Source organism: Clostridium thermobutyricum DSM 4928 (assembly GCF_002050515.1).
GTDB classification, from domain to species: domain Bacteria; phylum Bacillota; class Clostridia; order Clostridiales; family Clostridiaceae; genus Clostridium; species Clostridium thermobutyricum.
On sequence record NZ_LTAY01000080.1, the window covers coordinates 1 to 6,725 of the forward strand.

5 protein-coding genes are annotated in these 6,725 nt (G+C 28.0%); all 5 read right to left on the minus strand.

Features of this window, described 5'->3' with window-relative positions; all coding sequences use genetic code 11:
- Positions 1–201: 201 nt before the first annotated feature.
- Positions 202–612 carry a 4Fe-4S dicluster domain-containing protein gene (locus CLTHE_RS13490; protein ID WP_080023913.1) on the minus strand — a complete coding sequence of 137 codons (411 nt, stop codon included), beginning with the start codon at positions 610–612 and terminating at the stop codon, positions 202–204.
- A gap of 11 nt (positions 613–623) precedes the next feature.
- A complete protein-coding gene (locus CLTHE_RS13495; RefSeq protein WP_080023914.1) occupies positions 624–2,693 on the minus strand; it encodes a molybdopterin oxidoreductase family protein in 2,070 nt (689 codons plus the stop codon).
- Positions 2,694–2,790: 97 nt separating this feature from the next.
- Entirely contained in the window at positions 2,791–4,488 is a 1,698-nt protein-coding gene (locus CLTHE_RS13500; protein WP_080023915.1) for a ferredoxin hydrogenase, read from the minus strand.
- Positions 4,489–4,537: 49 nt separating this feature from the next.
- Positions 4,538–5,551, minus strand: a complete 1,014-nt coding sequence (asrC, locus tag CLTHE_RS13505; RefSeq protein WP_080023916.1) for a sulfite reductase subunit C — start codon at positions 5,549–5,551, stop codon at positions 4,538–4,540.
- Between the two features lie 14 nt (positions 5,552–5,565).
- Positions 5,566–6,597 (minus strand): 4Fe-4S dicluster domain-containing protein, encoded by a 1,032-nt coding sequence (locus tag CLTHE_RS13510; protein ID WP_080023917.1) that lies wholly within the window; start codon positions 6,595–6,597, stop codon positions 5,566–5,568.
- Positions 6,598–6,725: the final 128 nt, after the last annotated feature.

Below are 6,725 nucleotides of genomic sequence, written 5' to 3' on the forward strand. Positions count from 1 at the left end.
AATTAAGGCCTTAACCTCTTCATACAATTTATTAAAATTTTTATATAATATAAGCTTCTCTTTATAATTTAATGTTGAAACTCATTACATACATAAAACATAGTGCTCCTATAAAAAAATAAACTAGCAAATTATGCTAGTTTATTTTGTTTATTTTTAAATAATTTTCTCTCAAAACTTAAATAAAAAATAATTATTAAATTATATTTCATCTTCTAATGTTATTGCTCCCATTGGGCATTTTGCTACACATCTAGGTGAATGCTCTGGTGTATCTTTACACATATCACATTTCATTATTTGCTTGTGGTGAGTTTCTCCAGCTTTTAGAACTCCATAAGGACAAGCCATTATGCACATATAGCAGCTTACACACTTTTCTTTATCATAATATATAAGTTCACTATCTTTTTCTTTATGCATAGCTCCAGTAGGGCAAACAAAACTACACTCTGGGCTTTTACATTCTTTACAAAAAATAGGATTATATTTTCCATTCTTATCTAAAACTATTCTGCTACGACTTTCATTATCTTCATGTGCAATCATACAAGCAGCAGTACAAGTTAAACAACCTATACATTTACTTCTACAAATTTTAATTCTTTTCATAGCTTATCCTCCTATTTCTCTATTCTTACTGCCACGGTCTTATAAGAAGGCTCTCTTGAGTAATTATCAAATAATGATGGTGTTAGATTATTTGTTTCTATATAATGATGAGATGAATAAAAATTTCCTGGCTTTATATCATCTGTTAATCTAGCTGTAAATGTACTTTTTTCACCATTAATTGATTTCACAGTTACTTCTTCTCCTGACTTTATATTTAATTTTTTTGCATCTTCAATATTTATATATATATAAGCTTTTTTAGGAGTTATAATTGAAACTGCTGGTATTTCTCTAGTTCTAGTTTGAGTATGCCATTGTCCAACAGTTGCTCTTCCCGTATTTAATATATAAGGGAATTCTTTTGTTTCATGAACTGGATTTTCTAAAATATCTTCAAATATAAATTTAGCTTTTCCATTTCCTGTATAAAATTTATTATCCTCAAAAAGTCTTCTCTCATTGGATGTTAGCTTTTCACCTTTCCTTAAAGGCCACTGTATTCCTTTAGAATTTTTTAAATCATCATACTCTACTCCTGTTATATCACAAGGTTTACCTTCAGAACATTTTTTTAATAACTCAAAAGCATCTCTTGGTGTCTTCCACTTTTCTAAAAGTTTTCCCATTCCTAAAGCTTGTCCCACTCCTAAAAATATCTCATAATCTGTTTTTTCATATTCTTTTTTAGATAATACAGGTTGTACTCCTGTTAATCTTCTTTCTGTGTTTATAAAAAATCCTTCATCTTTTATTGCTGGAACTGCTGGTAAATATAAATCACAAATATTAGCACTATCTGTATCTTTATATAAATCTTGTACAATAAATAAATCTAATTTTTTTATAGCTTCCTCAAAAGTTTTATTATTACTCCATGAATGTCTTGGATTTGTGGCTACAACCCAAAGAACTTTAATTTCTCCAGAATTAATTTTTTCTATAATCTCATCATAAGCTAATGTTGGCTTTGATGGTAACATATCTTCTTCTATACCTAAAATATTAGAAATTCTTTTTCTTTCTTCTAAATTATTGTATGCTCCTCCACCATATAAACAAGTTGTATTACTAAATAACCTAGAACCCATTGCATTACATTGACCAGTAAGGGAATTAGCTCCTGTACCTGGTTTTCCAATATTACCAGTAATAAGAGCCAAATTTATAATTGCTTGAGCTGTTCTAACGGCTTGATAACTTTGATTAACTCCCATAGTCCACCAAAAAGAAACTTTCTTTCCTTTATATATTATTTCAGCTAATTCTAAAACTCTTTCAGGTGATATTCCAGTTTTCTCTTCAACTTTATCCAAAGAGAATTTTTTCACGAAATCCTTAAATTTTTCATAATCTTCTGTAAAGTTATCTATATAATATTTATCTATCCAATTTTTTTCTATAAGTACATTGGCTAATGTATAAAATAAAACTAAATCTCCTTTAGGCTTTATATCAATCCATAAATCAGCGTTTTTAGCACTTTCTGATTTTCTTGGATCTACAACTATTAACTTAGCTTTTTTATTATTTTCGATTTTTTCCCATATTATAGGATGTGCTAAAACTGGATTTGAACCTATCAAAATTATAGTATCTGATAATTCTATATCTTTTAAAGCATAAGGGGGAGAATCAAAACCAAAACTTTGTTTATAAGCTACAACAGCACTAGCCATACAAAGTCTTGTATTTCCGTCACCATTTCCTCCTAAAAAATTTCTACCTATATGTCCTAATAAAGCCATCTTTTCTGTTGTTAGTTGTCCTGTACTCAAATATGCAAAGCTTTCTTTACCATATTTATTTTGATTTTCTTTAATCTTTTCACTCATTAATTTGAAAGCTTCTTCCCATTCTATTGACTTAAATTCACCATCTTTTCCTCTAAGTAACGGAGATTTTTCTGTCTTATATTTACTTGTTTGTTTATCAAGATTTAATCCTTTTATACAACAAGACCCATTATTTATTGGATGATTTTCTGTTGGATGTATTTTTACTATTTTGTTATCTTCAACATAAAAATCTAAATTACAAGCTATAGCACAATAATTACAAGTTGACTGTATAATTTTCATAACTAATCCCCCTTTTTATCTAATCAATAAATGGGGCTATATTAAATTAAGCCCCTCTTTTTATAAATTTCCTAATAAAAACATACAAACCTAAAAATTAATCATTCTTTCTGTTGTAATGTACATGGAAAAGTTCATGTGCTATTTCTCCACCAGGTTCTCCTATATAATTTTCATACATTTTCATTAGTGATTTATTTTTGTGAGATTTTCTATAAGTTAAATTTTCATCTTGATTATATAAAACACTTGCTCTTAATTTTCTAAAATTTACTTTTTCTCGTACTTTTGAGCTTACAAAAGGTTGTCCACCCCCATTTACACATCCTCCAGAGCAAGCCATTACTTCTATAAAGTGATATTGTTTTTTATCCATTAATCCACTTTTTTGAAATTCAACAAAATTAACAGCTCCATTTATTACTGCTATGTTATAATCAACTCCACCAATAGATACAGTAGCTTCTTTAATATTATCTAATCCTCTTACTTCTTCATAATCAACATTTTCAAGACAAATTCCTTCTACTAAGTCTTTAGTTGTTCTTAAAGCAGCTTCCATTACTCCTCCAGTAGCTCCAAATATAGTTCCAGCTCCTGTATATTCTCCCATAGCTAAATCTACTTCACTTTCCTCAAGAGAATTAAAATCTATTTTATATTCTTTTATTAATCTTCCAAGTTCTCTAGTTGTTAGAGAAGCATCTATATTTCTTAATCCTCTATTAACCATTTCGTCTCTATCAACTTCAAATTTTTTAGCTGTACAAGGCATGATTGAAACTGTAAAAACATCTTTTGGATTTATTCCAGATATAGATGGATAATAAGTTTTAGTAGCAGCTCCAAACATTTGTTGAGGAGATTTAGCACTTGAAATATTATCTAATAACTCTGGATAATAATTTTCAACTAATCTTATCCATCCTGGACAACAAGATGTATACATAGGGAAAGGTCCACCTTTTTTTATTCTTTCAATTAATTCTGTACTTTCTTCAACTATTGTCATATCTGCACCAAAGTTTACATCAAATATTTTTTTGAATCCTATTTTTCTTAATGCAGTATAAACTTTTTTTGTAACATCAACTCCAAATCCCATATCAAAAACTTCACCTAAAGCTGTTCTAACTGAAGGAGCCATAGCAATTATTACATGTTTATTTTGGTCTTTTAAAGCATTCTTTACTCTTTCTATATGAGATTTTTCATATAAAGCATCTACTGGGCAAGTAGTTACACATTGACCACATAATATACAATTTGTATCATCAAATGATTTATCCCAATTTTCAAATCTAACAGCATAAGTTCCACTTTTATTATTACAGTTAGTTACACATCTATCACAATGAATACATTTTGTTCTATCATATACTATTGCTTTACTTCTATCATCTATTTCTACATCTGAATAATCTATAAATTCTGATTTTTTAGCATTAGTTTTTACAACAATATCAAAGAATTCACAGTTACCTTTTCTTTTACACTCTCCACATTTAAAATTATGTTTATCTAATAGCTCTGAAACTCTTTCTTTTACAGCTTTTTGAACTCTTTCATTATTTGTTCTAACTGACATTCCATCTTCTGCAATAGTCGAGCAAGACTTAACTAAATCTTCTCTTCCTTCTATCTCAACTAAACACACTCCGCAGTGAGACATATTCATACATTCTTCTATATAGCATAAAGTTTGAATTTCTATATTATTTCTCTTGGCTACACTTAAAATACTTTCATTTTCATTAGCAATGTACTCTTTACCATTTATCTTTATAGTTTTCATCAACTTAATTCCTCCATAAAAAATATTATTTTTAAAAGTAAATAACAACCTATGCTTTTTTAACGAATTTTACGTTAATATTGCTTTTATATTCTACTTCGCTCCAATTCATTCTTTCAGCAACTTTTGCTTCTTCATTAAAATTAACATCTTTGAATAATATTTCTTTTACTTTGTTATAACCAGCCATATCTATTAAATGTCCACCATGCATATAAATAGGCGTATTATTTAATATTTCTTTTGAGAAAGGAATCCAATTTTTAAATATTCCTAAAAGGACATCTTCTGTAACATAATCAACAAATACTTTTCCAATTCTAGGATTCTTCTTGCTAGTTCTTCCACCTAAAGTTACTCTATATAATTTTTTATCATATCTAGTTAAAGCTCTTGATGGACAAACATCTGTACACTCTCCACATCCTATACAAATATCTCTATTTATAACCATTCTGCCATTAACTTCTTTTAATGCTCCTGTTGAATGAGCTTTACAAGCTCTTGCACAAGCTCCACAAACAACACATCTGTCATAATTATATTGAGGTAATGTAACACCATAAACTCCAAAATCAGTCATATGAGCTTTATTACAGTCATTTGGACAACCAACTATATTAACTTTTATATGATAGTGACTTGGATAAATTAATTTTTCTATTTTTTTTGCTAAAGCTACAGTTTTTATATTTGCTTTTATGCAATGGTCTCCACCAACACAAGCACAAATATTTCTCGCACCTAATGCTGGATATCCTAATTCATTTGATTCCATATCAACATTACATTCTTCAATTTCTATTTGTTTTATATAATCTTTTACTAAAGCATTTACTTTTTCTACATTTTCATATTTTATACCTGGGATATTAAAAGTTTGTCTTGTCCCAAAATGAAATCTACCATTACCATATTTTAAAGCTATTTCTTGTACCAAACTTAAATATTTAGCATCTGTAGTTCCTCCTGGAACTCTCATTTGAAACATAAATTCTCCTGGAATTTTTGATTGACGAAAGCAATTTGCACGAAGTTCATCTACATTTATGTCTTTGTTCATTTATATCACTCCTATTAGTTATTAAATCCTTCTTCTTCATATATTTTATCTAGTTCTAAACTAAATCTATTAACTGTATTTGAGAAATTTATAAGTCTTGGACAAATATCAGTACATCTTCCACAACCTACACAATCTTGTTCATTTGAAGTCTCTACTTGAGACATATAAAATTTATCTAATACTCTTTGACGAATTCTTGTTGGAACTATCTCTGATAGATTTTTCTTTTTAAGAGAATTTGATTTAACTAACTGACATCCATTCCATATTCTTCTTATTTCTATAACATCAGAAGTCTCACTTTTTACTTCTTTTGTAGTTAAACAAGTACAAGTTGGACAGGATATATTACAGCTTCCACATCCAATACAACGCTTACTATATTCTTTCCATAAAGGAAGTTCTTTTGTTTTATCAAAAGTTTGCTTATCCCAATTTTCCATATGTGGTACATTTACTTTTGTTGTATTTTCAGTTGCAAAAGCAAGCTCAAAATTATCTTTACTATAAGAATCATCAATAAATTTATCAAAATCACTATCTTTAATCTTTATAGAAATTCCATCTTCTAAGAATCTTATTCCCATAGAATAATTATCTGTTTTATTTGTTCCAACAGATAAGCAATAACATGTATCAAAGGCTTTTGGACATTCCATAACTATAAACTTGACACCTTTTCTTTTTTCATTGTAATACTCATCTTTAGAAAACTTTTTATCTAATCTTTCTATGGCATGAATATCACAAGAACGTAGTATAATTAATTTCTTTTTATCTTCTTTTTCATAATTTTTAATTACTTGTTCTCCAATTTTAACGGCATAAAGATGATTTATAGGTAATAATACTTCTTTTGGAGAATAATTTGATTTTTTTTCATATACTACTTCATCAAAAGAGTTTATTTCTCCGTATCTTATACTATCTATATCACTATATCTTCCTTCACCTTTATAAGCTTTAGGTCCAAATACCTTATATTCTTCTTGAAGTTTTAATAAAAAATTATGAGCTTCCTTTTTAGATAATTTAAAATCCATAATATTCCTCCCAGGTTTTTGTTTTAAATTTTTTATTTTTCCAATTTATAACTAAAAACCTATCATTAATTCCTAGAATAATCTAGGAATTAACTTTATTAAATTACATATAAATCAAATAATTTATC

Excerpts from the sequence above, each read along its gene's own strand:
- CLTHE_RS13490 (WP_080023913.1), bottom strand. The coding sequence starts at position 612 with ATGAAAAGAATTAAAATTTGTAGAAGTAAATGTATAGGTTGTTTAACT.
- CLTHE_RS13495 (WP_080023914.1), bottom strand. The coding sequence starts at position 2,693 with ATGAAAATTATACAGTCAACTTGTAATTATTGTGCTATAGCTTGTAAT.
- CLTHE_RS13500 (WP_080023915.1), bottom strand. The coding sequence starts at position 4,488 with ATGAAAACTATAAAGATAAATGGTAAAGAGTACATTGCTAATGAAAAT.
- asrC (WP_080023916.1), bottom strand. The coding sequence starts at position 5,551 with ATGAACAAAGACATAAATGTAGATGAACTTCGTGCAAATTGCTTTCGT.
- CLTHE_RS13510 (WP_080023917.1), bottom strand. The coding sequence starts at position 6,597 with ATGGATTTTAAATTATCTAAAAAGGAAGCTCATAATTTTTTATTAAAA.